The sequence below is a fragment of the Shewanella sp. BJSY2023SW007 genome, from assembly GCF_047314525.1.
In the GTDB taxonomy this organism is placed as follows: Bacteria; Pseudomonadota; Gammaproteobacteria; order Enterobacterales; family Shewanellaceae; genus Shewanella; species Shewanella chilikensis.
Genome location: NZ_JBKORL010000111.1, coordinates 1 through 23,995, shown reverse-complemented (window position 1 = coordinate 23,995; position 23,995 = coordinate 1). Strand labels below are relative to the sequence as shown.

Genomic DNA, 23,995 nt, shown 5'->3' with positions numbered 1-23,995 from the left:
ACAAGTTGGGGATATCAACTGCAATGTCATTGGTATGCCACCCTGCACCATCCATTACCACCACAGCATGTCGTCCTGGTTTAGTTCGGTTGGCGATCAGTTCCAGGAGCTGGCGCATGATGTCCTTATTAACAAACGGCGTAATTAATGCTTCCGTTTTACCACTACTTGGGCACACCGCCCCAAACAGATACCCATAATCAAATTGCTGCTGTTTGACGACACGGGGGACGGCTACCCCGTTTTGCCCAAAGTCTTGTTGTTTGGTTTTGTTGGCCAAATCTGGCTTCGTCTTGGAACCACACATCCACGCGCTCAAGTGGAAGATGGCCCGGGATGTGAAGATTCGTTTCCATCAGGAAGTGTTTTTAAAGTGTGGCGGTCATGGTCAAGTTAAATTGGCCAAACTGTAAGTAGCTTGCAAAATAGTGTCGAGTTCTTATATGGGGAATCTTTGGGGTTAAATATTCAAAGTCGTTGGCTGGGTGAACTTGGACAATTCGCGTTTACAGCAACTTTACCTGATAGGTGTTGTCCACAGAAACTCTTGGATGCCCACAATACCATGGCTTTGTCTGAAAAAGCTGCAATCAGCGGGGTTTGTACCAAAAAGTCCTTTACCTTTAGGGAGGCTTTTTGCATAATGCCCCTCGTTCCACAGGGGTGTAGTTCCAATTGGTAGAACAGCGGTCTCCAAAACCGACGGTTGCGGGTTCGAGTCCTGCCACCCCTGCCACATTCCAGACGGCCTGCATAGCAATATGCGGGCCGTTTTCCTTTGTGTTAGAAAAGTTGTTAGAAATGTCTAAGCTGCATTTTGAATAATGATTCACTTCTTAACACTGCCAATTGTTGGTACCACTTCTGTTCTTCTGTCGTAGACATTCACCTGTCCAACGGTCTTATGTCCGCTAAATTGCTGTTTGTCGTGAATGTTTCCATCAAAGTCTGATATACCTTTTGCCTTGATATCGTGGAACGTGAATGTGCGTTCAATGTCAGGATGAGTAACGGCGAGCTTATCCATTGCACGGCGCCAACTGCTGCGCAAACCATCAGAGGTTAATTTGCCACCACCAGTTTTGTTGATCACAAAGATGCTGGCTACACCTTCGTGCAATGATTTTGCTTCATTCATGAGTTTTTTCAGGCGCGGCGACCATGCTTTGATCTGCTTCTTGCCCGTTTTACCTTGCTGAATAAAGATCCCTTCATCCAGTATCTGTGACCACTTCAGTGAGAGAACATCAGCTTGACGTGCAGCACATAGATAACTGATTTCGCAAGCTAGCCTTAGACGAAGTTCGCAGCATTCAAGGAGTGCTTTGAATTCATGATCTGTGATGTAACGATCTCGTGACTTGTTTCTGAACTTCTTAATGCCTTTAGCTGGGTTGTGTTTGCAATGTCCACGTTCATAACCCCATCCGAATACCACGCTGCACGCTGATAGTTCATGGTTGGCTTGTGTACGGCTTGTATTGCCTCGTATATCCATGTAACGACGAATATGATGGGGTTTAATTGTATCAGGCTCCATCTCCCCAAATACCTTATTGAACATCGCAAGCTCACGTTCGCGGTCGCGTTGAGTGCGAGGTGCTAATTCTTTGAATGTTGCAGATGCCTGGTACTCGTCAGCCATGCGTTTGAATGTGTATTTGGTCAGTGATTTCTCAATAGCTGCCTCATATGCCGTCCAAACCTCTGCGCGTGTTGAAGATGCCGCGCATAAAGTAATTGTGCGCTTGCCGTTCTTCATAATGTAGCTTGTAGGCTTACCGCGAACCTTATGCAGGTATACGCCTTTTGGCATCCATGCATCTTCTGGTTTGCGTTTAGCCATTGCTTATTGCCTCAAAATTAGGAAGAGTGTCATTTGCTACCACTCGATGTGTAAATGGGTAGTTTACCGCCGTCCACGTTACTACAGGCTTACCGTCACTACGTAAGTGATAATGTATTCCTTGTAACTTTAGCTGCTTGATTTGGGCGCTTGCTTTCGTATAGCCGGTTAGCTCTATTAATTGTTGCTCCGTTAGCATTTCGTTTAAAATGGTCGCCATATTAGTTATCCATAATGCTTGAGCAAAGAATTATTAATCCTTTGGCTCCAATATATTTGCGACTATTTTCTCATTCATTTTTTCAAGTGATGAACTCTCAAACTGCCCAATACGGACACATTGAGCGTTATTTAGCTCAGTGCTTATCCCGCTTACTGTAAAGGTACAGACTACCTATAGTGACTATTGTAAAGAAGGCAAATAATCCCAAGATTCCCCAGATCAACGGCGTCATCCGTTATCCCTCTCGTTATCTAACATCTATCGTTTATAATAGCTTGGACTTAAAAGGAGAGCATTATGGCAAGAGTATTAGATGAAATCATTGAGCATGAGAAACTGGAGGTTGTTCAGCAAGCTCATGAAAAAGCAAAGGAAATTATAAAAGATATTGATGAGAAGGCTGAGGCGTCAGCCGCTGACGATAAATCAGACGGCTGACGAAGAAGTGGGACAAAAACTTTCACATGTGAAAGTTTTTCTGCCTTAGCATGATTCAATCGAAGGCAAATCCACCTTCATCTCTCATGCAGGGGATAACCTGGGAAAAAACTCACCACGGGCGACTTGTTTATGTCCCTCACTAATTTTTTTATTGTCTAGGTAAGAGAGATATGAGTTAACATAAAATTCCTCTTTAATTTTTCTTATCAACAACTTAACATCTTCCTTGTAGATGATCGTTGGTTTTTGAGTCATCCAGTCGTTCCACTCAATCTCAACCTTATCAAGAATCTCATCTACCAAAGATTTAAGTTCATCGACGGCATTCCACGCACTTTTTTCATCGGCGTGTTGATACGCACCTATTGGCAGAAGAAGGCCCTGAATCGTTTCTTTGGTTGACCACGCGCCATCTGATAAAAAATACTCTTTGTTTTCAAAATCAAGATGTAAATGATATGCCATGACCAATCTCCAAGTTGCTTAACACAGAGCTATTTTTACTCAAAACCTAGTCATAGTTGGCACGCCAAAGTGCCCATTTTGGACAAATCGGTCACCTTGGGCGCTAGAAAACTTTCACATGTGAAAGTTGGAACGGTTACTGACCACTGCAAGTTCTGCAACTACAACTGAGGTTCAGTCTTGCGACTATTTGTTTGTGCCTATCCTTCTGCTGGGATTTTAGATCAGCTTGGTATTTATCAGCTTCCTTTTTTACTGATGGAATAGCATCAACGAGCGGTTTGAAAACCTTATTCCACACTTTATCTGCCTCTAACCAAACTCCGCCCACAATGTGTTTAGGCCAGGCTAAACTCTTTAACACACGTTCGTGCAGCACCCTGTTGGCTCTCCATCTGGCAATATAGAGTCGCCCATCGCGCTCTTCCAGCCAGCTAAGGGGCACAGTGACTGTGTGACTATGAGCAGGCTCAATCTCATCCTGTTCAGCATGATGAAAAACACCCTGTATCTTTATTTTGCAACTTTTAATTCCAGGCTTCCCTGCTCTGGTCACCGGGATCATTCCATCTCCACCGAGCGAGATCGGCTTTTCTAGTCTGGCGAACGCCTTTTGTATGGACTCCAGCGAAGCATCCATGCGCCATTTATGGTCACGGAACTGCATTGATAACCAGTCTTCACTCCTGATCGACACTTCTTTCCCCTCAACCATAAATTTATAGTGATTGCCAACCTTCTGCCCTGTCGGGTAGCACTCAATTTCACCAGCCTCAACTGAGTAATCACCAAAAGATAGTATGATTTTCACCTTGTCCATCATTTATCCTCCAATTTGATAGATAGGCTCAGTTTAAAGGCATCATGCCAACATCATCGCCTCTATATTTGCCCTTTTTGGACAGCAGGCGACTCAATCGAGGTGCTATAAAACTTTCACATGTGAAAGTTTTTTGCGAGATGGGCATCCGCCTGTTGAACAACCTTGACTTTGCGTCCAGCCGGTGCATAAAACAGATACCATCCCCCAAACTCAGTGGTTTGTTCCGCTAGAACATCTCCCTTTTCAGCGTCAACGAGAGCGACTCGAATTCCATCTCGATCAAGCTGGCCTTCAACTTCTCTAATTTCAGTTAACGGTAAACGTAACCTATTTACTCCGCCTCTAATCAATCTTGTTGATTCAACTGCTTTGTAACGAGGGGACAAGTTAAAGCCGCTACCTACCTGAATGGTGTAACTTTGATAAGGTGTGAGTGAACCAATGATGGCTGGTGTTACTACTTCCCGCCCAGCGACTGTTGCTTTAATGCCTTCAACTTCTGGCTCAGATGGTTCACAGATGCCGTTAAGGTTTAAATCTTCACAGGTTGATAGCTCCAACTGAGCTTGATTTCGCTGAGGAGTTCTTGAGAATCCCGTGCGGCCAAAGCTACCACTGATTGATAAAGTAATGTTGTTACCCCCACCAGACGAATGATTGAATGAAGCTGACACAGTTGCAAATTTCCAGTTCCAAAGATCAGCACTCAAGCTTTGTTGCTGGCCTTCCCATCCATGACCAAAATTGCTTGCCGTGTAGCGGTAGGTGATCCGCCCCAGGCTGAATCGTTTTGATACCTCTCCACTGAAACGTTCTATATTTCTAATACTATCAAGATCTTTATTTTCACGCTCATAAGACGCCAAAACCTGCCAACCTTCTGCCATGCTAGCAAGCATCCGCCCTCCAAAGATATTGGAGCTGACACCATTGATTAAACGATTCGAATAGTATGGAGATAAAGAAATTGATGTATTCAGTGCCTCAATGCGCGTGCTGTGATACGTGCGTAGCGTCGTTTCCTGAGTTTCATAGCCGTCGTGCGTGCGGGAAGAGTACTGAATAGTTGGTTGAAACAGAGAGCGTGATGAAACACTAACAGAGCGTAATTGATAGTTGTCTAAATCACTTAGTTGTCCAAAGATCGAAAGATCGTCATCCTGCCAAGAACCGCTCAGAGCGTATCCACTACTGCCATACCAAGCAGGCTCAAATGAAAAGTTATCACTTGAATATAAAGCGGAAAAATACTGTCTTTCCTGCTCATCCTGACCAGCGAAAAGTGACAATTCACTGGTCATCCCGTAGCTCAAGCGTCCAATTAACTTGCTTTCATCAGTGGTTGGAGACTTGCCTAGAGCCACTTGATAGTTGAGCCCTCCTACGGGTGCAAGTCGTCCCGAAATGGCTCTTTCTACTGTTTTGGTGTCCGTTGTGCCATCGGGCAATACAGCGTCAAATTTATATTGATTATTGCTGTAATCCAGTTCGATTTTGTAAGAGAACGGCTCACTATCCAGAACCAAGGATTGTAAATAGGTCCCGTCACGGTATACATCTACCCGTGTTCCAACAGGCCAATAAAGCTCAATTTGGTCATTAGAAAATGATCCAGTAGCAAGGCTACTTTCATTCGTGAGAGAGAAACCATCCAGCCCGTAGCGCTGAACACGACCGACTTCAATGTCTTTGACATTGCTGTTCTCCTCGTCGTGCCACTGGCTGGAGAAATATGATTCTTGCTCTCCTAACCCTGCTCTAACATCAACATCGAGATTTGCGACGCGACCTGTTCCCGTGATGTTACCTGCAATATCACCTTTGCTTTGATAGGTGAGAAAGTAGTCAAAGGATTTTACATCCAGATTGGATACATTTGGCTCAATTGTAACCTCTGGTTTGACCTTTCTGGCTTTGGCTGCGTTGTTGCGTGGGTAAAAGTAGATGGTTTGTTCTGACCAAACAATTTTGGCATGACCAAGGTTGTTTAGCCTTTCCAAGGGAAGTTGCTCTTTTGTGTTTACACCAGCAGCATGCCATAGCCCTGGCTCAGCAATGGCGCTATCTACTTCACGAGAAACAAGGTATTCCCCCTTGTTTTGTCCGTTCACGACAAACTTCATCAAGTAGTCATCCGCACGTGTTGGTGAAGCTGTGAGTGTGAAAGCTGCGGCAAACAAGACCGTGGGCACAAAAACTTTCACATGTGAAAGTTCTTTCTTCATAGGGACACCTCCCTAACCGGGAGTCTCAGCGTGATTCTTGAGTGAACGCCTTGTTTTTCTTCGTTTTGTACGGCATAAGAAAATGCCATCCAGCTATCGTCCGGCAGTTCCCCCACCTGTCGGACTTTTATCACCTGCCGCTCACCAGGCAATAGCCTAGTCCGGCGAGGGAAAACCTGAAGGCCCTCAGGTGGTGTAATGCGAACAACTATCGGATTGTCCTGCAAGTTGGAGACTGGAATCTCGACAGTGGAAGCTGGCGAAATCTGGATTTCATGCTGCCGCAACTGAAGGGCTTGAACCGGGACGGCCAGCACTGTGATCAGGAAAAAAGGAATAAGGAATCTCATGGAACCTCCAAAATGCTAGGGACTGACTTGGTCAGTCCCTACACGAGTGATTACTGGTAGTCGATTTGAAGATCGACGGTTCCTGTGAAGACCCCTTCTTCCCACGCACTGAGCTGCATGAATCCTGACGAGGCGGTGGCGGGTTGGCGATACGACCAGGCGATATAAAGCTCGCCAGAAGATGAAGTAGTTGCTGCAACTGGTGCCGCGTTTATACCGACGCCTGTACTCGTTTTGGAGATCGCATCTGTGCAGTCAACAGTTGAAGTAGTTAGGTTAATTTTTGGTGTTCCAGAGAAGCTTAAAGTTGCTCCACCCGGCGCAGTCGGGTTTGACAGGTTGGTGATGGTAATCCCGACCGATTTATCCATATCTCCTGTCACTTTTAAGCAGCCGGGCTGTACTGTGTCCTCCGGATTTTGCGCCAAATAAGTCGCCCAACTTTTTAAAGAGAACCCGCCAGTTGGAGCGGCTCCCGGCTTGCGTTCCAAAGTCATTGTGTACGGCTGAACTTCGGCCACAGACAAAGCTGGCGGGGTTGCCGAGATTTGAGAAGTTCCCGTGCCTGTACCAGCAAAAGCAGCGGCGGACGATAGGGAAATAACTACTGACAGGGCGGTGTATTTAAAAACTTGCATTTGTTGTATCTCCATTTGAATAGAAATGCGTTTTCGCATGGAGAATTTTGATGGTTATTACCTGATGATTTGGCACGCCAAACTGCCCAGTTTGGACAAAATGGAAAAAGGATTAGGGTTACGATAATTACGGTATTATCGTAATTATGATAATTACAGCAATTGAAATTTGTTCTGACGTAACAAACTTAAGTAAATGAAATAATTGACTAATTTTGTTTTTAGAGTTGTTGACAACTCCCCCCGTCTTGATATTATTTAAACAACGGTAGCTGGCCTTTAAACAGCATTTTCATTAGCGTAAGGATTTATTCTTTCGCACATCAAACAGCCCATTCATGATTTGTGTTTGGGACACCAAGTAAGGCATGGGGTCTCGCTTGTTCATTGTTTTAAACTTTGAACAGGGGGCTTTATGCGTTCCAATGTATTCAAACCACTACCGTTCCTGCCAGGTAACCATCATCTTAATCGATGGGCGTTTGGCTATTTTCTTGTGAAAAAAGGGTTTTCTACTTCCATTATTATGGAAGAGACCTCCTTTACTTATAAGCAAATTAGAAAAATAAGGGAAGATTTAGCCATTAAGGAACATCGCCGAGCGAGTTACGGGCAGGATATTCTGTCAAAGGAGGATTGGATGCATTATTCATCTGCAATACAAATTTACTGTGAATTGCGCGAGAAACTAACTCATCTAGAATCAGTTCTTGAGGCATATACATGGCTAAAAAGTAAAAAATATTTTGATATTTCAGGCTTCTATAAATCCTGTGAGGAAATAAATACAGGGGAGGCTTTCTTTGCTGAATGTGTACATTGTAAAAATGAAGTCTTCAGTGGACCGGGATTGAGAGATAAAGTTGTTAGCTGCCGCTGTCCTGCGTGCGGTAAAACTAATTGGGAGCGGCCGCAGACAGATCATCGAATTGGTCACATTGCAACATTACCTAGGTTGAATCATCAACAATCGTTATTTTAAGGAGCTCGGTTATGTACCAACAAATTTCTAAGATTGAAATGCTCATCGCTAGCGTAGTGATAATGAGTTTGTTTGGACTAGACATAATCAAAATCGCCAGCAAGATTTTTACTTCAATATTGATAGCAAGCTTTTAGTAACGAGAGGTAGCTGGCCTCTGTAAACAAACAGTATATTAATCCTTTGGTAAGCGGAAAACTTTTACATGTAAAAGTTCCACCGCGAGTTCTGGGCTAAGTCCAGAGCGGCCTTGCAGGTTCCGGCCTGACTGGTTAAAGCGTATCGCCATAACCCCCCTTTAATCAGGCGCGAATGGGGCGGAGTGCTGCTTCAACAGCCGCGATCGCAGTGCCTCAACTTAATTATCTGTTGAGGTTTACCATGAAAAATCAAAAATCCCTTTTTTCACAGCAAGTTAGAGAGTTTTTCACATCTGAGTTATTCTCCTTGATGCTTAATGTTTCTGCCAAATCAGGCAGCCCCGGCCACGAATCCTATTGCACTTTAACACTGGCTAAAAAGGCTAGAATTGACCGTTCGCACGCCAGAAAAATTGTCAAAGCAGAGCTCAAACGTCGTAAGCAAGATGAATGTGCACACCTTGGAGGTGTAGCATGAGTGTCATTCGTAAGGCTCAAGGACAAGAATTTACTGTTCTACCTAATAAAACTATCCGAGACCCCCGTTTGCCGCTGGACGCGCTTGGCCTTCTTGTAAAGTTAATATCCAGACCATCTGACTGGGAAATTAGACCTTACCAACTTCAAAAGGAATGTGGCATTGGTCGAGATCGCCTTCGTAGAATTCTCTCTGAGCTGGAGCAGTCTGGATACCTTGTCCGAAGAAAGTGTCGAGGTTCAGATGGTACATGGGACTGGATCTCTGAAGTCTATCAAGAGCCACAAGAGAGAAATCAAACAGATAACACCACAGACGGATTTTCAGTGCATGGCTCAACCATAGACGTGTTTCCCGTCGATGGTTCAGCCGTCAGTGGTTCACCCGTCGACGGGAAACCCGGCGATCTAAAAAAGAAAGATTTAAAAAATACAGAATCACAAAAAAAAAATACAAGAGAGAGCTCTCCCGCACCACAATTTACTCGTCGTGATTTGGTTATAACCAATGAAATGAGAAATTGGGCAGTATCAGTGACACCTCTAGTAAATCTTGAGTGGGAAAGCCAAATTTTTGTTGACCATCCCAGTGGTCAGTCCCAGCGGTTTAATTCCAAAGAGGCTCTGGTAGGCGCATGGCGTACCTGGATGATGCGCGGCCAAAAGTATGCTGAACGTCAAATCCAAACCGAAAAGAGTCACCACCACTCTTTGACAGATGACCTAAATGATACAAGTTGGGCGCAAGGAGGTTGGTAATGACTGCGCGAAAAATCGCCGAAATTATCTCTTTGGATGACCATGGCCGCAGCGTTAAATACGGGCAGCCAAGGGCCAAATCACCATCAGATTCCATAGAGTGTCGGAATGATGATTGTCAATTACAGGCTGCGGCGATATTTATCAATAAGCTTTTCAGCGAACTGCAAACATGCTTTCCAGCTTGGCGGCAAACGTTCACCTCTAAGGCTGACGTTGATGTTGCCAAACGATCCTGGGTTCGTGGATTTGTTGAAGCAAAGATTACATCAGAGAAGCAGTTGCAATGGGGCCTAGCAAAAGCCAGACGATCAGAATCTCCTTTTTGGCCCAGCCTAGGACAGTTTATTTCTTGGTGCCAGCCAGATCCAACGGATCATGGGTTGCCTACGCCTGAAGCCGCGTTCATGGAAGCATCTAGAAACTCCCACCCCGCCTCCATTGACAAAAAATGGTCTCATCCTGCGATATATGTCGCTGCGAGGGAAGTGGGACAGTTTGAACTAGCCAATCTGCCACGAGATAAGAGTTGGCCGCTTTTCCGACGTGCTTACAGTATCGTTGTTAATCGAGTCCTCAATGGAGAGGACCTTGGAGGGGAGATACCAAAGGCCCTACCTCAAAAATTGGAGCCGAGTCCAGTCGATCCAAAGGTAGCGCAGCAGCACATCGACCGCATTAAGCAGATGCTCAAACGACGTTAGTAGCCCACCAAAACTTTCACATGTGAAAGTTTCTCTTAAAACCAACATTTGTACAAATGTGGGGATGTGGTACTGTACGGCAGTAGCTCAAAAAAGCAGGAAATCATGATGAGTGAGCAAAACGTAGACGATTATTCAGATAGCAAGCGCCTTTCAGTAGATATACCGAGCGCTTTGCACAAGCACCTCAAGCGGTTATCCATTGAGCAGGAGACGACCGTGCGAGAGCTGGTCGTGCGAGCATTGGAACAGCAATACTGGCTCCCAAGCAATGATCAAGAATCTAGTCAGATATGAAGTAAAGAACGAAACAGGAGCCAGATGTGTCACGATTGACTGATCTAATTGCTAGTGTAAAAGCAAAAGACCCTAGTTTGGGTATGGATCTCGACCGGGAGTTTAAAGTGCTTTCAAGTAGGCTTCCTTTTGGTCTAAATTTTGAACGGCATAGACCCGAAGCGGTAGAGTTGCCACTTAGACCTATCCGTAGAGGAGATAAGGTAAGGGTTCTACCACCACGCGGATCTACTGAACGAGGAGATCAATGTCTCTGGAAAGTCGTTTCGATAGCAAAATCAGATAAAACAGCCAATTTAGAGCTAATTGAGAGCAGCCAGCAAGAGCAGCTTGTGGCTCCATTAGCTGATTTGGTAGTAGTTGCCGAATTTCGAGACAAAATTTATCCGGGTCTTGTAAGCACAGGGGGAGTGAAACGCGGTGAAGGAAAACCATCCCATACCATAATCAATGGGGAGAACTATCACGCGCTAAAAGCACTTTCATTTACTCACAGGGGAAAGATTGACGCCATTTACATAGATCCTCCGTACAATACAGGCGCAAAGGACTGGAAATATAATAATAGTTATGTTGAGTCTGATGACCTTTATAGGCACAGCAAATGGCTTGCGTTCATGGAGCGAAGGCTTGTTTTAGCTAAACAGTTACTCAACCCTGATGACTCCATCCTTATTGTAACTATTGATGAAAAAGAGTACTTACGACTAGGACTTTTATTGGAGCAAATATTTCCAGAAGCTTCTATTCAAATGATCAGTAGTGTTATTAACCCTAAGGGATCCGCGCGCTCTGGGAGGTTTAGCCGAGTAGATGAATACATTTATTTTGTCTATTTTGGTAGCTCAGCTTTGAACGCTTGGCGCACAGATATGCTACGTAATGATGAAGTAACAAAACGTCAAGTTCGTTGGGCCGGTCTAATAAGAAATGGTGAAGGAAGCCGTAGAGAAAGGATTCCCAGTATGTTTTTCCCTATTTTTTTGGATGCTAAAACAGGGGAATTTCATTCAGTAGGCGAGCCGCCGGATGTTGAAACAGACCGAAATGATGTCGAAGTCCCTGAGGGTACAGTCGCATTATGGCCGGTGGATAATAGTGGTCAAGAGCTTATGTGGCGTCTTAGCCCTAGCTCGCTGAGGGAATATCTGAAGTTGGGCCATGCTAAGTTTGGGCGCCGTGATATCCAAACGGGACTCAGACCTGCGTACTATTTGCAGCGTGGCATCCGGAGCATGCTTGAAACTGGTGAGGTCGTCGCCGTTGGTAAGGATGAAGAAGGTGCGCTGGAGCTTGAATTTGCCGATAGCGTAGGAACTAGAAGTCCTGCTACGGTCTGGAATATGGTCTCTCATAGTGCCAGCGAATACGGCGCAGGACTTTTGAAAGTTCTACTCCCTGGTCGCCGCTTTCCTTATCCCAAATCGACTTATGCCGTGGAGGACTCATTGAGGTTTTTTCTCAAAAAGAAACCCAATGCAATAGTACTCGACTTTTTTGCCGGTTCAGGTACAACGTGCCATGCTGTTATGCGTTTGAATAAACAAGATAGCGGACGGCGACAGAGCATCTCGATTACAAATAATGAAGTATCCGCTGAGGAACAAAGAGGGCTTCGCAAACAAGGTTACCGAGCAGGTGATCCAGAATGGGAATGCTTCGGAATCTGTGACTATGTAACCAAGCCTAGAATTAAGGCGGCTATAACAGGTAAAACTCCAGAAGGAGAACCTGTTAAAGGGAACTATAAGTTTACAGATGAGTTTCCAATATCAGATGGTTTCGAAGAAAACGCCGAATTCTTTACACTTACGTATGAAGCCAAAGAAGCAGTAAATCACAATTTAGCTTTTAATCGAATAGCGCCATTACTTTGGCTAAGAGCTGGTGCTAAGGGGCCTCGCATAGAAAACCTTCCGAATGAAGGATGGGCCGTGAGTGAAACATATGGAGTTTTGACGGAAATAGACAGAGCTACCCCATTTATCGAGTATATCCGTGAAGTTAAAAGTCTGCGTATAGCCTACATAGTTACTGATGATGACAGGCGCTTTCAGGCAATCGCACGTCGGTTACCCAAAATAGTAGAACCAGTTCGTTTGTATGAGGCATACCTGAGCAATTTTAGCTTTGCCAATGGGGACTAATTAATGAAGTTTACGCTAAAAGACTATCAATCAGATGCGGTTAGAGACGCTCTGAGTAACTTAAAGAAGGCAAACAGATACTGGCATGGCGAAGCCGACAAGACGGCTTTTTCTCTTACCGCTGTTACGGGTGCTGGTAAAACTGTTATGGCGGCAGCAACCTTCGAATCGCTATTTCATGGTAATGATGAATTCGACTTTGAGGCTGATCCAACTGCTGTTGTAATATGGTTTAGCGACGATCCTTCGCTGAACGAACAAACTCGCTTTAGGCTTATGGAGTCAAGTGATCGCATAAACCACAGCGACATGGTTGTTGTTGAAAATACGTTCAATAGACCAAAATTTGAGCCAGGTAAAATTTATTTTTTAAATACTCAAAAACTTGGAAAGAATAGCCTACTAGTTCGGGGACAAGACCAAGTGGAGTTAGAGGCGAAAGCTGGTGATCTCTTTCCTGAAACAAGGCCTGATCTCAGAGCATATACCATCTGGGATACCATTCAAAATACTGTTGAGGACCCTGAACTTACCCTATACCTCGTATTAGATGAAGCACATAGGGGGATAGGAAAAACAAACAGAGAAAAGGGAACTATTGTCCAACGCCTCATCAATGGCTATAGCGGTGTGCCTGGTGCTCCAATCGTTTGGGGGATCTCTGCTACAGTTGAAAGGTTTAACCAAGCGATAGAAGCGGCAGTAAAAAGAACTAAGCTTCCTGACGTAATTGTAGATGCATCAAAAGTTCAAGAATCAGGCTTGATAAAAGATATTATATTGCTTGATATACCTGATGAGGTTGGAGATTTCGATACGGTTTTGGTCAGAAGAGCCGCCGATAAACTTAAAGAATGCTCAATTTTATGGTCCGATTACGTTAGAAATCAAAAGGACACGGAAACTGTCATTCCACTGATGGTATTACAGGTTCCTAACACTCCTGATCATAAGGAAATTGGTCGAGCCCTTGGAACTATTTTTGAGCGTTATCCGGAGCTTCCTGTAACTTCTGTTGCTCATGTTTTTGGCGATCATACTACGCAAAGATTTGGTGACTTTGATGTGCCATATATCGAACCCCAGCGTGTTCAAGATTCATCATGGATTCGTATCCTAATAGCAAAGGACGCTATTAGCACGGGTTGGGACTGTCCTCGGGCGGAAGTTATGATTTCATTCCGATCAGCAAATGACAAAACACACATAACTCAGCTGCTTGGTCGTATGGTTCGTTCTCCTTTGGCTCGAAGGGTTCCCGGCAATGAAAGATTAAATTCTGTTGACTGCCTGCTACCTAAATTCAATAAGAAAACAGTAGAGAGTGTCGTCGAGGCTTTAATGAGTGGTGATGACACTCTCCCTGCTACACCCGGACGGATTCTCGTAAATCCTGTGGAAGTGCTTCCAAATCCTGAAGTAAATGATGTCATCTGGGAAAAGTTTGAGTCTTTACCTTCACAAACTCGACCTCAGCGCGGTGCGAAACCTGCTAAACGACTTACTGCGCTGGCCCAAGAATTAGCTGACGATGGCTTGCTTGAGGGGGCAGGAAGTATAGCTCATGCCGCGTTGCATAATGCACTCGATGATTTCAGACTCCAGTACGAGGATAAAATCAAAATCAAACGTGATTCGGTAATGACTGTTGATGGTCGTACAGTTGTTGCTGATATGAAGGGTAAGAAAAAGACCTTTAATCAGTTCTGGGAGGATGCAGATATGGCTGTCATTGACGATGCCTATCGACGTGCAGCCAGAGTTTTTACACCGGACGTTTCACGAACATATGTCGAGCACCTTGCAAGACACGTAACAAGTGTTGAAGATGACCCGGAAGGTTTTCTTGACGCTATAGTGGAAGCTAGGGTAACAGTTGCGGGATTAGGCTTGGTTGTTGAGATTCAGGACTACTTCGATGACAAGGCAAACACACTAGTCAAAGGTTGGTTGCAGGAGTATTGGAATAAAATCAAGTGCCTGTCTGACGATAGAAAAGAATCCTATCGTCAAATAATAGAAATGAGTGAAGAGCCTCAAGATATTGAGCTCATCAAGCCAGAAGCGAAGTTTGAAATGACTCGAGCTAAGCACGGTAATAATGAATATGCTTTACCTACTTGGAAACGGCATTTATTGTGCGATGAACATGGAAACTTCCCTTCCGAGCTCAATGACTGGGAACATCATGTATTAGAGAAAGAATCTTCTCAGCCAGGGTTTTTATTCTGGTATCGCAATCCACAGACTCCTGGGCAATCGTCGCTCGGCATCGCATATCAAGATGCAGAACAGCATAAGATCATGCGGCCTGATTTCCTATTTTTTGCAGAAGAGGACGGACAGGTTGTTGCTGATATAGTCGATCCACATGGATTACATTTAGCTGATGCGCTACCAAAGCTACAAGGTTTAGCTGTTTATGCTCAGGTTCATGCGGATTCTTTCCGCCGAATAGAGTCCGTCGCAGAGGTTAAGGGGAAACTACGAGTATTGGATATGACCAATGAGAATGTTCGCGCAGCAGTTAAAGAAGCGCAGGATGCTAATAGTATCTTTATGAGCCCGCTGGCGTACGATTATTAATTAACTTTTCGATACTTTAATTTAGGGACTTTCATATGTGAAAGTCCCTAATCACAGCCGATTTATTAGCACTTCTTTCAATCATTCCATTTAATAAATACACGCCCTCTGATTATGAAAGGTCATTCGGATATTTTTTGTTGACCTCAAAGTCGTTGAAAATCAACCAACGGATAGCCTTTTGATGATATCGGAAAGCAAGATCTGTCTAAATTTCCTCTAAAGCCACCGAAATATCACCGATAGGTTGCTTTTCGATGGACCAAAGTGAGCCAGCATCAGTTACTTACCTCAAGAAATCACTGAAACACTACCAATGGGTGTTTTTTTGATGACTTTGAGGGCTAGGAGGCAGCCCAACCTTTCAGAATGCAACCGAAACACCACCAATAGGTTGCTTTTCGATGACGACCAAGGAAAGTTATGGCTGCGCTACATCAGAAAGCCATCAACAGGTGGTTTTTGGATGATACCTACCTATTTTTACCCAGTTCCTGATTTGTCCAAATTGGGCAGTTTGGCGTGCCGGGATTTACACATCTAAAGGTCAGAATCTCTCCTGAAAGTCATCACTCAGGAGATAAAGAATGAAACTTCATCCTCGGCAGTGCCAGCATTGTTCTGGCGCTTCAATTCTCGCAATTCTTGAGACTGCATCGGATTCAAAATCTGTAGAGCAAGCTATCACATCGATCGCCAATAGCCTGATGTTAAGGGCAGGGAAATACCATGAGTATGAGACACGTAAATTGGCAATTTCTTTCCTGCGAATGGTTGAAACAATTCACCCCGCTCTATCGAGCGGGGGCCCCATCTCACAGCAAGAAAAATCCGAGATTTACCCGGATTTTTCTCCACACCCCACTCACCGCGAGTGGTCTGTCTCATCCGGCGCAGTAGCGCCTTCTGAGGGGACTCCCTGCGCCGCTGCACATGCAGAGTTGCAAAGGAGTCGCACGCAAGAGAATCAGGGATAAGGGGGACTACAATGGGAGTTTCTAAGGCGTACCGCGTACAAATATATCCACCTAGACAAGTACATATTTTGTTGAAGGAATTAGCTAAAGAATCAGGACAAACAGTTAGTAAAACGGCAGTGTCTTTGATTGAGCAGGCATTAAATAATGACTCAACACTGCACGAAATCAGAAACGTACAAGTGGATCAGAAGGAGATTTATCAGCAGCTAATTAACCTGTTATCGATAAATGTGGCAACCACCGATTTTCTGCTCAAAAAGACCTGCTCTGAGGATGAAATGGCTGAGGCTAAACAGGTCATTTCAGCCCGCACAAATGCTTTGCGAGAGTATTTCATTGGAGGTGCTGAAAATGGCAACGATTAGAAAAGGTCGAGTCGGTGACTTTGTTCGTGGTGCGGACACATGGCTTCATAGCCAGCAGATGTTGTTATTCAGCGGAATTTGGATCTTTCTGCCTGGTGTTTTGTTGGCGATTGTCGGTGGCCTGTTATACCTCTGGATAGACGCCGATAAATGTGTTTTGCAAAACGCTAGTACATATCTTTGGGCACAATTGAAGACACTAGTACAACCATTTTCAAGCGTGACTATAGGAACCTGTGTTGCCCTAGATGGGCGCGACTCTCTGCCATCCTCTGTGGTGATAAATGAACCACTATTCCAGGAAGCTGCTGTTAATCTTCTCAGTTCATTTGGATGGGCTTTCATTTTATTTTTTGTATTGTACTGGCCCTTTGGTTTTTATCTGGTTGTAAGGGCAGTTAAAAGAGGTAAGGAGATTAAAGAAGACAAATATATCCGAGGTGCCAAATTGGTATCTGACGATGCTCTTAAAGTTGAGGTTATAAATAAGCATGGAACCTCTGATTTTATATTTAGGTACATACCAAACCGTTATGCGTCACAAATAAAAAACTTCCGAGTACCATCTCCATCATTGGAAAATATTAATGATATGCTTATTCGTTCTGGCATGGAGATAAATATAGCGCAAGATTTAACTTGTAAAGTAAATGATTCAATCCTGGAATCTTTTCAAGAAAATAATCAAATTCGAAAGTTCCTAGATGTTAATCAGGTTAAAAAAGACATTGCTGATAATTTTATGCTTGAGATGAATCGTTATAGAGAAAAAAGCATAAATAATTATAAGGACTATTTAAGTCAGGACTTTCCATTACCATACGGATTTTCAAAAAAGCACACTCTGATTAGTGGTACTACCGGCGCAGGTAAGTCTACTTTTCTAATTTATTTGTTGAAAGCTATTCGCGCTCGTGGAGACCGAGCCGTGGTATATGACAAGAAAGGCGAGTTCGTAGAGATGTTCTACCGGGACGGAGTTGATCACATACTCAATCCGGCAGATAGCCGCTCACACCAATGGACTCCATGGGAAGAAATGGCATCACCATTTGATGCGGACTGGATATCTGAGACACTTTTACCTAGTTCTAATAGTAATAGCGGTTCTGAGAAATTCTTTACATCCGCTGCCAGAGCAGTTGTTTCTGCCGCACTTCAGAATCTATATCTAGACGGACCGAAGTCATTGCTTTCACTTCTTCGGGCGACAGCGTGGAATGACCTTGAATTACTCAAAGAACTGGTTGCAGGCACTCCAGCAGCGACATATTTCAATGAAAACAACGAGGAAACTCTCGAAAGTATCCGTTCAACCATCGTAGATGGTGTTCGTCCACTTCGCCTGTTGAAAGAAGAGAATAAAAAGGGATTCTTTTCTATAAGAGATTGGATAGCAGAAGGCGATGAACCTAATGCCGATGATAGTTGGTTATTCTTACCAGTACGAGAATCTGAAATAGAAATACAGAAACCGCTTATCTCGACCTGGATACAAGCTGCGGCCAAAGGGTTGATGGCACGCGGGGTTAATAACGAGCGGACTCTTTGGATTGTTGTCGATGAGCTGCCAAGCCTCAAAAAAATTCCTGCTCTTTCAATGTTGATGGCTGAAGGGCGGGGTTTCGGTGCCGCTGTTATTTTGGGTATTCAGGAAATAAACCAATTAGAGGAAGAGTTCGGGAAAAACACCTCTAAAACCATACTAGGCTTATGCTCCACGCAGCTTCATTTCCGTTTGAATAATGCCGACACTGCGGAATGGGTCTCCAAGGTGCTTGGTGAAGCTGAGCGTGAGGAAGTTGATGAAGACTTAAACTACTCCGCCGATGACATTCGAGACGGCGTTCGGGTCAGTTCTAAACGTCAAAACCGAAAAATTGTGCTTCCCAGTGAAATCATGGACCTGCCTGATTTGTCTTGTTTTGCCAAAATTTGGGGCGTGGAGAGTAAAGCGCGTATTGATATTCCTTTCTTGAGACTACCGAGGATCGCTGACGGTTTTATTCAAGGTGATGAGAATGAGACAGTTGGTATGCGTCTGCTCAATGCCGCACGGGCCTTGAAAATGGAAGCTGATACTGACTTTGCTCCGAAAGAACTTTCCAATAAGCATGGTAATGAGGTGTCTAAAGGGCAATTACCAGCCCTAAGTGATATAGAACAGGAAGTACATTCAGTGTTGGGAACGGATGTAGTGGATGATGATTTGGTATTTGGTCTGCTTGAAAAAGGAGGCAAGAAATCATGATGTCTGCGTCTTCTATTAAAAGTGCCGGAGCTGCCGGTCATTACTTTGAGCATGATGATTACTATGTAGACGGGCTATCTCCTTCAACATGGATAGGTTCTGGAGCTGAGACTCTTGGCCTTGCTGGTGAGGTGGATCGAGGAACTTTTAAATCACTTCTGGAGGGGCGGCTTCCAGATGGTCAACAGGTTGGCACTTTCCGTGACGGTGAATGGAAACACCAACCAGGAACCGACCTTACGTTTTCGGCACCTAAGAGTGTTTCTATTCTGGCAGAGGTTGCAGGCGACAAACGGCTTCTCGAAGCCCATGACCGGGCTGTCCAAGCGGTACTTCAATATATAGAGAGCGAATATATTGTCACAAGGAATCGCAACCGTACTAAGGATACCGTTGAATACGAGAAAACAGGTTCGCTGGTCGCAGCCACTTTCAAACACACAACCAGTCGTGCCCTTGATCCTCAGCTTCACACACACTGCGTGGTAATGAACTTAACACAGCGAAATGACGGCCAGTGGCGCTCAACGGAGAATAAACCAATCTTCATTGACCAAAAGCACCTTGGTCTGGTCTACCGTCAATTTCTCGCTCAAGAGGTTGGTTCACTGGGCTTTCGACTAGAGCACCAGGGTAAAGATGGGACCTGGGAGATTGCTGGGGTAAGTAAAGATATTGTACGTGAACTGTCGAAACGATCAGAGGCAATCGGAGATGCGCTGGAGGCTAGGGGAAAGACTCGTGAAACGGCCACGGCTGGGGAAAAGGAGACCGCCACGCTCGACACGCGGGATCGAAAAGTCGCTGCTGAGCGTGGTGAACTTCTGAATCGCTGGCATGCAGAATTGGGCGAAGAGAAGCTGACAGAATTGGAAGGGGTCATAGCTCTGTCTCGGGAGAATACCCCATCCCTGGAGCGGCAATCCGAGGCGATTTTGGCGCGGGTTCAATTAGCCAACGAAGCCGTCATGTGGGCGACTGAGCACTTTGGAGAACGTGATACGTCTTGGGCACACCACGATCTAGTCAAAGTGGCTAGCCGTTATGCCGGATCGCGAGTACTACTTTCTGATATAACGAATGCAATTGATGCTGCAATTCGCAGTGGTCAGCTCATAGAGAAGTCGGTTAGAACCTTTGATAAGGTCAGCAAGCAAGAGATTGATGTTCGGGGATATACGTCGAAAGCGGCCATCGCCATCGAGGATGAGGTGATCAAGGAGGAATACCTTGGCCGCGACCGAGTTCAGGCATTGTGCAGCCGGGAACAGGCGGCTGCGGCCATTTCTAATGCCGAGGAGAAAGCCAACGAATTGGGGTACGAGTGGAACGCTGACCAAAGGAAAGCTACAGAGGGCATTCTTCTCTCCGAGAATCGGATCGTTGGAGTGCAAGGATTAGCCGGTACAGCTAAAACCAACTCCGTGCTCAGCACTGTTGCTGAAAAAGCACGAGTTATGGGGTACGAAGTAAGAGGTCTTACTCCAACTAACTCGGCTGCTCAAAGTTTATCTGAGGGCGCGAATATTCCCTCCAGTACAATCCAAAGTTTTCTGGGACAAAATCGCAATGAATGGGTAGAAGAGAAGCGACTGATCGCCCAAGTAGAGAGAATAGACAGACGGCTGGAACGGCTCAAGAAGGCCCTTGAAAACCCCGGAGTTGACCTAAAAACTGGTGCTCAGATCCCTGAAACCTCCCCCATTTACCAAAAGCGACTCGATGAACTTTGTTACGAACAAACAGAGTTAAAAAGTCAGCGGGATGAGTTAGCTAAGGGAATGCAGCGGTCCCCTCAACTTTGGGTTGTTGATGAAGCATCAATGATCGGTACAAAATTGATGCGCGATCTACTTCAAAGAGCTAGCCAGGTAGGTGCTAAGGTTGTGTTGACTGGTGACGTCCGTCAGCTTGCTTCTGTAGAGGCTGGTGCTGCTTTTCGTCAGCTTCAGGCTCATGGAATGGAAACATATCGACTAGAAGAAATCGTTCGGCAGACGAACCGAGGAACAAGGGATGCGGTATACCTCTCCCTAATGAAAAGGGCCTCTAATGCTCTAAGTCGGTTACAGGAGAGTGGCAGCACGATAAAAGAATTGGTCGCTCGTAAGAAAAGTGGAAAAATTGACCATGAGAAAAGCGGTGAAGTCCGCAGACAAGAGCTTGTGAAGGACTACATGGCTCTTGCGCCGGATGAACGAGCCAAAAGTATTATCCTCGAACCAAGCCGTGAGGGCCGTCGTCGCACGAATGAATTAGTTCGTGACGCCCTAAAAAAAGAAGATGCTCTGGGCGAAGAGCTGCGTACTAACCAGCTATCACCGGTCGATGCAACAGAAGCTGAAAGGCGTATGGTGACATCATATCAAAATGGGCGCATCGTTCGGTTTGCGCGTAGCTTCAAGCGTGAGGGCATCAAGCAGGGCCTCTATTATCAGGTCGTTGGTCGAGAGAATCACGATCTCTTATTGAAGAAGTTGGGGGGTAATGAGCAGGCTGAGCTGATTCGCTTCTCTCCTGAAAACTATGCGGCCAAGAACATCCAGTTGTTCGAACTAACTGAAAGTGGCTTGGCCGTTGGTGAGAAGATCGTGTGGCGTGATAATGATAAGCCAACTGGACGATTGAACAATGACACGGCCACAGTTGAGAAGATAGAAGGCACGAACGTAACCTTCAGACTTTCAAATGGTAAAACTGGTGAGTTTGACATGTCCAAACTGGCTAATTCCCATTGGGATCACGGTTACGCCATGACGGTTCATGCTGCCCAAGGTAAGACAGCCCAGAACGTGTTTGTGCACGCCGAAACCAACCGGGAAGCTTTATTGAACACGGAACAGTTCTACGTGCAGATATCAAGAGCAAAGGACCGCGTGTATCTATACACCGATTCAAAGGAAGGGTTTGTCCGAGCTGTGGAGCAGCGTTCAGGTCAAAAACAGACGGCTAAGGAAAGCCGTTACCAGTCTCTGGAACCGCTGGATCACTTGATTGATAAGCTATGGCAACAACCAGAGTCAGGACGCTCGTCAACGCAGACAACTGGTAAATCTCAGGCTAAAGGTATATCAAGAGGCGACAGTGAACGCAGTCTAACAAGATAATTGCAGTCCATTGTCCAAAAAGGGCAGTTTGGCGTACTGGCTAGACTGCCCTTTTATTTAAAAATGGAATGGATACAGAACTTAAAGGGAGATCTAAAAGTGAAAGTTCTTTTTACGTCAATCGTTGTAATGACTGCAGTGGCAGGTTGCTCCGCGACCATGCCTAACATCGCCGACACGACTAAGACAGATACGTCGGTCCAAAAAATTGAAAAAACAGAGCCGGACATACAAGCGGCACTAGCCGACATGAAACTCGTTGGATTCAGACAGGAAGACTTCGGCAGTGAGGAGGCATTCAACTCGGCAGCTAAGATGGTGGCAAATTTAGGTGCCGAGTGGCAAACCTTTAACTCTTGGACCGAGGCGTTGCTAGAGCCTGGTTATCAATCAGCAGCCCTGGAGCGCATTCGTACAACCAATGATGAGCGACGCCAAAAAGAAAGGAAGGTGAATTTTTCAAAAATAGATCGCTATTCCGATGAAGCAGATAAGGCCATGAAGTACGGATTCCATGATTGCTTCAATGATTCTGGTCAAATGTTCTCAGTAGACGATTTTATCGACCATTATGCGCTTACCAACGTTGCCTCTTTCAAAAGCACGGTTGAACTTTATGAGCGTTGTCTAATCAACGGAGGTAGTGAGTGTACGGAGAACGGTCAGGAACTGAGCTTGGATAAATTCTTGGTGAACCACAATACAGCTGCGCCACAAGCGCGTAAGGATCTAGCCTTTAATGAATATTACGAATACTGTGCAGTGCGGACTCCAGTTTCATCTGTTCAATACACTATCTCGTCTCATGATAATGATGTGATGGGCAGCCTTATTGCGGCAGCGGCGTCGCGAGTTGGTTGGGATATTGCGCTTAAAATGTCTCGAGATGTGTTAAACATGCAATCCAGATCTGGAGCAATGAATATGATTGCTGTAGTGGCATAGTGAATTTGGCCATCTAAATAGACGAAGTGATAGACTCACTTTTCGCAAATGGGTGGCAGATATGAAGAACACAAGACCGACATTCAGCGCTGAGTTTAAGCTAGAGGCTGCTCAGCTAGTAACAAAGCAAGGCTACAGTGTGGCAGAGGCTGCAATCGCAATGGGAGTCAGCAATTCAGCCATGCGAAAGTGGGTAAAACAGCTCCAACAGGAACTGCAAGGCGATTCTCCCAAAGGCTCACCACTTACGCCTGAGCAACAGCGGATCCGTGAGTTAGAAAAGAAACTTCGCCGCATCGAAGAAGAGAACATTATTTTGAAAAAGGCTACGGCTCTCTTGATGTCAGACTCACTGAACAGTTCTCGCTAGTCGAGAAACTCAGGCAGAGCCATAGTGTAAAACTTATTTGTTCAGTATTTGGTATTCATCGCAGCAGCTATAAGTATTGGCGAGGTAGACCCAGCATTATTAGCTCAGAGCAGGTGAAACTGCATAGCTTGGTGCGAGGGGCCCATAAAGCCAGCAACGGCTCTGCAGGTGCAAGAACCATCGCCAATATGGTGACAACTGCGGGTATACCATTGACGCGTTATCGCGCGACAGGGTTGATGAGAAAACTCGGATTAGTGAGCTGCCAGATACCCCAACACCGCTACAAAAAGGCGGATAAAGAACATGTCGCTATCCCTAACCATCTTGCTCGTCAGTTTGCAGTGACGGCGCCAAATCAAGTGTGGTGTGGCGATGTCACGTATGTGTGGACTTGCAAAGGTTGGGCTTATCTGGCGGTCGTGCTGGATCTATTTGCCCGTAAACCGATAGGTTGGGCCATATCCTATTCGCCTGATAGTACTCTAACGAGTAAAGCCTTAGTGATGGCTTTTGAAGCGCGAGGCAAACCGAAACACCTTATGTTCCATAGCGATCAAGGTAGTCACTATACGAGTCGTGGCTTCCGACAGCAGCTTTGGCGTTATCAGATAAAGCAAAGCATGAGCAGACGAGGAAACTGCTGGGACAATAGTCCGATGGAGCGTTTCTTCAGAAGCTTAAAAACAGAATGGATACCGATGACCGGCTACCGAAGTATCAGTGAGGCTCGGGTTGAAATATCACGATACGTGACGGGGTATTACAGTCAGCTTAGACCGCATCAATATAACGGTGGGCTGACACCGAACGAGTCAGAGCGAAGATACTGGCTTGAATACAAAACCGTGGCCAATTTAACTTGACCACTACA

19 protein-coding genes, 1 tRNA gene and 1 pseudogene are annotated in these 23,995 nt (G+C 45.2%); 13 read left to right on the top strand and 8 right to left on the bottom strand.

Going from position 1 to position 23,995, the window contains the following annotated elements:
• Positions 1–368: pseudogene (locus ACMHXE_RS19690) on the bottom strand (transposase); the annotation flags it as partial.
• 291 nt (positions 369–659) lie between these two features.
• Between ACMHXE_RS19690 and ACMHXE_RS19685 the strand changes: the two are divergent.
• Positions 660–736 (top strand) — tRNA-Trp (locus ACMHXE_RS19685).
• A gap of 93 nt (positions 737–829) precedes the next feature.
• Here the strand turns inward: ACMHXE_RS19685 and ACMHXE_RS19680 are convergent.
• Both ACMHXE_RS19680 and ACMHXE_RS19675 read right to left on the bottom strand, forming a co-directional pair.
• Positions 830–1,846 carry a tyrosine-type recombinase/integrase gene (locus ACMHXE_RS19680; protein ID WP_100143487.1) on the bottom strand — a complete coding sequence of 339 codons (1,017 nt, stop codon included), beginning with the start codon at positions 1,844–1,846 and terminating at the stop codon, positions 830–832.
• Positions 1,839–2,066 (bottom strand): DUF4224 domain-containing protein, encoded by a 228-nt coding sequence (locus ACMHXE_RS19675; protein ID WP_100143488.1) that lies wholly within the window; start codon positions 2,064–2,066, stop codon positions 1,839–1,841. Before ACMHXE_RS19675 ends, ACMHXE_RS19680 begins: the two co-directional genes overlap by 8 nt.
• 300 nt (positions 2,067–2,366) lie before the next feature.
• Here ACMHXE_RS19675 and ACMHXE_RS19670 point away from each other — a divergent pair, with 300 nt between their 5' ends.
• Positions 2,367–2,507 carry a hypothetical protein gene (locus ACMHXE_RS19670; RefSeq protein WP_187765407.1) on the top strand — a complete coding sequence of 47 codons (141 nt, stop codon included), beginning with the start codon at positions 2,367–2,369 and terminating at the stop codon, positions 2,505–2,507.
• A gap of 84 nt (positions 2,508–2,591) precedes the next feature.
• Here the strand turns inward: ACMHXE_RS19670 and ACMHXE_RS19665 are convergent, their stop codons facing one another.
• The 5 genes from ACMHXE_RS19665 to ACMHXE_RS19645 form a co-directional block, all read right to left on the bottom strand.
• Positions 2,592–2,975: a hypothetical protein gene (locus ACMHXE_RS19665; RefSeq protein ID WP_413733155.1), complete on the bottom strand. Its 384-nt coding sequence runs from the start codon at positions 2,973–2,975 to the stop codon at positions 2,592–2,594.
• Positions 2,976–3,111: 136 nt separating this feature from the next.
• Positions 3,112–3,798, bottom strand: coding sequence for a hypothetical protein (locus ACMHXE_RS19660; protein ID WP_413733153.1), 687 nt, complete (start codon positions 3,796–3,798; stop codon positions 3,112–3,114).
• Positions 3,799–3,911: 113 nt separating this feature from the next.
• A complete protein-coding gene (locus ACMHXE_RS19655; RefSeq protein WP_413733151.1) occupies positions 3,912–6,023 on the bottom strand; it encodes a hypothetical protein in 2,112 nt (703 codons plus the stop codon).
• Positions 6,020–6,373, bottom strand: a complete 354-nt coding sequence (locus ACMHXE_RS19650) for a hypothetical protein (protein WP_039508398.1) — start codon at positions 6,371–6,373, stop codon at positions 6,020–6,022. Before ACMHXE_RS19650 ends, ACMHXE_RS19655 begins: the two co-directional genes overlap by 4 nt.
• Before the next feature lie 50 nt (positions 6,374–6,423).
• Entirely contained in the window at positions 6,424–7,011 is a 588-nt protein-coding gene (locus ACMHXE_RS19645; RefSeq protein ID WP_413733149.1) for a hypothetical protein, read from the bottom strand.
• Positions 7,012–7,426: 415 nt separating this feature from the next.
• On the opposite strand from ACMHXE_RS19645, the gene ACMHXE_RS19640 reads away from it, so the two are divergent.
• The 11 genes from ACMHXE_RS19640 (at position 7,427) to ACMHXE_RS19590 (ending at position 23,987) form a co-directional block, all read left to right on the top strand.
• Entirely contained in the window at positions 7,427–7,993 is a 567-nt protein-coding gene (locus ACMHXE_RS19640; RefSeq protein WP_413733147.1) for a hypothetical protein, read from the top strand.
• A 381-nt stretch (positions 7,994–8,374) separates the two neighbouring features.
• The gene (locus ACMHXE_RS19635; RefSeq protein ID WP_144221647.1) at positions 8,375–8,611 is read left to right on the top strand and encodes a hypothetical protein; all 237 of its coding nucleotides are present in this window, start codon (positions 8,375–8,377) and stop codon (positions 8,609–8,611) included.
• Positions 8,608–9,369, top strand: a complete 762-nt coding sequence (locus ACMHXE_RS19630; RefSeq protein ID WP_413733145.1) for a hypothetical protein — start codon at positions 8,608–8,610, stop codon at positions 9,367–9,369. Before ACMHXE_RS19635 ends, ACMHXE_RS19630 begins: the two co-directional genes overlap by 4 nt.
• The gene (locus tag ACMHXE_RS19625; RefSeq protein ID WP_413733143.1) at positions 9,369–10,073 is read left to right on the top strand and encodes a replication protein P; all 705 of its coding nucleotides are present in this window, start codon (positions 9,369–9,371) and stop codon (positions 10,071–10,073) included. The genes ACMHXE_RS19630 and ACMHXE_RS19625 overlap by 1 nt, the downstream gene beginning before the upstream one ends.
• 323 nt (positions 10,074–10,396) lie before the next feature.
• Positions 10,397–12,517 (top strand): site-specific DNA-methyltransferase, encoded by a 2,121-nt coding sequence (locus ACMHXE_RS19620; RefSeq protein ID WP_413733141.1) that lies wholly within the window; start codon positions 10,397–10,399, stop codon positions 12,515–12,517.
• A gap of 3 nt (positions 12,518–12,520) precedes the next feature.
• On the top strand, positions 12,521–15,103 hold the full coding sequence (locus ACMHXE_RS19615; protein WP_413733139.1) for a DEAD/DEAH box helicase: 2,583 nt from the start codon (positions 12,521–12,523) through the stop codon (positions 15,101–15,103).
• A 988-nt stretch (positions 15,104–16,091) separates the two neighbouring features.
• Positions 16,092–16,448, top strand: coding sequence for a hypothetical protein (locus ACMHXE_RS19610; protein ID WP_010377289.1), 357 nt, complete (start codon positions 16,092–16,094; stop codon positions 16,446–16,448).
• Entirely contained in the window at positions 16,435–18,699 is a 2,265-nt protein-coding gene (locus ACMHXE_RS19605) for a type IV secretion system DNA-binding domain-containing protein (RefSeq protein ID WP_243885297.1), read from the top strand. Before ACMHXE_RS19610 ends, ACMHXE_RS19605 begins: the two co-directional genes overlap by 14 nt.
• The gene (gene mobF / locus ACMHXE_RS19600) at positions 18,696–21,806 is read left to right on the top strand and encodes a MobF family relaxase (protein WP_208136652.1); all 3,111 of its coding nucleotides are present in this window, start codon (positions 18,696–18,698) and stop codon (positions 21,804–21,806) included. Before ACMHXE_RS19605 ends, mobF begins: the two co-directional genes overlap by 4 nt.
• Complete coding sequence (locus tag ACMHXE_RS19595; protein WP_413733137.1) at positions 21,807–22,751, top strand: hypothetical protein; 945 nt, start codon at positions 21,807–21,809, stop codon at positions 22,749–22,751.
• A 61-nt stretch (positions 22,752–22,812) separates the two neighbouring features.
• Positions 22,813–23,987, top strand: a protein-coding gene (locus ACMHXE_RS19590; RefSeq protein ID WP_101095878.1) for an IS3 family transposase whose coding sequence is annotated in 2 segments (ribosomal slippage) — positions 22,813–23,071 and positions 23,071–23,987 — 1,176 coding nt in all. Because the reading frame shifts where the segments join, the coding sequence is not laid out codon by codon here.
• The last annotated feature ends 8 nt before the right edge of the window (positions 23,988–23,995 follow it).